This is a genomic window from uncultured Campylobacter sp. (assembly GCF_938018035.1).
Taxonomy (GTDB): Bacteria; Campylobacterota; Campylobacteria; order Campylobacterales; family Campylobacteraceae; genus Campylobacter_B.
This window is the reverse complement of the sequence record NZ_CALIJF010000267.1, coordinates 1-1,452: the sequence shown is the minus strand read 5'-3', so window position 1 is coordinate 1,452 and position 1,452 is coordinate 1. Positions and strand designations below refer to the sequence as shown.

Annotated in this window: 3 protein-coding genes; all 3 read right to left on the bottom strand. The window is 46.3% G+C overall.

All coding sequences use genetic code 11. The features are described from left to right. The coding region (locus tag Q0257_RS07945) for a disulfide bond formation protein B (RefSeq protein ID WP_298023746.1) at window positions 1-146 on the bottom strand (146 nt) is incomplete at its 3' end. 9 nt (window positions 147-155) lie between these two features. After that, window positions 156-323 (bottom strand): hypothetical protein, encoded by a 168-nt coding sequence (locus tag Q0257_RS07940; RefSeq protein WP_291936580.1) that lies wholly within the window; start codon window positions 321-323, stop codon window positions 156-158. A gap of 562 nt (window positions 324-885) precedes the next feature. After that, window positions 886-1,317: a hypothetical protein gene (locus tag Q0257_RS07935; protein ID WP_298023743.1), complete on the bottom strand. Its 432-nt coding sequence runs from the start codon at window positions 1,315-1,317 to the stop codon at window positions 886-888. Window positions 1,318-1,452 lie beyond the last annotated feature (135 nt).

Here is a 1,452-nt window from a genome sequence, read left to right as displayed (position 1 = left end):
AAGATCATGCCGATGCGCTCGAACCAGCACAGCGTGCAGGGGCTCTCGCCCACGACGTATCCGAGGTAGATGTTTGCGATGCCTACGGGGATAGCGAGGATCAGTAAAACCGCCGTGGTCATCAGTAGGTTAAATCTCTTTTGCATAGCGCCCTCCTAATAGCTTCCGAAGGGCAGCACGGAGGTGAAGCTCGCGATAAAATACATCGCAAAGCACAGTGCTGCGCCGAGCACGAAGAGCCTAAAGGCAACCTTTTCTTTCGCGGGCTTTCGCCACACCAGCCATACGGCAGCCGCTAGCAAAACAAGGATTAGTAGTTCCATGCCGTTCTCCTTATCGTGAAAATAGTTATTGAATGGTAATGCAGCTAGGATAAAATTTTACTTAAATTTTAATATTACCTATGAAAATTTATATATTTTTGTAGCGATATGTATTTTGAATCTATATATCAACGGATAAAAAATGATCGATTAAGATAAATTTGAGCAGCGATGCGTGAGGCGCGAAGCGATCGATCATCCCGGGTTTAGTCGCTCCGCGATCTTATATTCGGTATAAAATTTTAAAATTTTGATGATTTTGCCACTTTGACTGCGGCCTTAAAAAAGCGTCGCGGCGAGAACTATCTTTGCAAAGCGACGGGGAGTATCTTTAGCGAAGCGGCAGCGGGTATTTTGGCTATGCGACGGGATGTCTAACGATGAAAAGAGCAAAAGCGCCATCGTCGTATAGAGCCGAGCCCTAAATTTAAGCCGAGCCGTAAAATTTAAAAGATTAGAGCAGTTGCCTGCGCAAAAGCGAATGTATAAAATTTGACGCGCGCTATTTTGGCATTGGGCGGCGTGAAATTTCATCGCGCCTCTTTGCCGCTAATTTGCGATTTCATTCGCTCCGCTTTATATCCTCGCTCGAAAAAGCTCTCTCGCCTTCATAAATTTTCTCATAGCGGCTTAGCTTGCCCTCTTTGAAATAGCCGATGAAATAGGCCGCCGATCTTTCGGCCTGCTCTTGCGAAATTTCATCGTAGAGATAAATGGGGCCCTTTGATTTTTGTTTGTGTAGGCACGAACAGCTGCGAAAATAGCGCTTTTTGATTTTAAAATTTTGCGCCTCGTCGCCTTGCTCGTCTGCGCGCTTTGTTGCGCTTATTTCGCTACTCTGCTTGTCTGCGGGCGTTCGATCCTCTCTTTCGCCGCCTCTTATCGTCTGTTTTTGTCCGCTCGCCGCGCCGTGATCTTGCGCCTCTACGATGCCAAAACAGATACTCGCTGAAATTAAAGCCGAAATAGCCGCTTTGGGTAAAATCATTTTCATCCTCTCCTTTTGCCGCCGCCGCATCTGCTAAATTTAATCGCAGCACGCGCGCGACGTCGCACAGGTAAAATTTAGCCGCGAAATTTTACCTGCGTATCTTCAAACGCTACTTTATCTTTTTATATTTCCACGTCT

Bases quoted from the DNA above. Each gene is read 5' to 3' on its own strand.
- Q0257_RS07940 (WP_291936580.1), bottom strand. From the start codon at position 323: ATGGAACTACTAATCCTTGTTTTGCTAGCGGCTGCCGTATGGCTGGTG.
- Q0257_RS07935 (WP_298023743.1), bottom strand. From the start codon at position 1,317: ATGAAAATGATTTTACCCAAAGCGGCTATTTCGGCTTTAATTTCAGCG.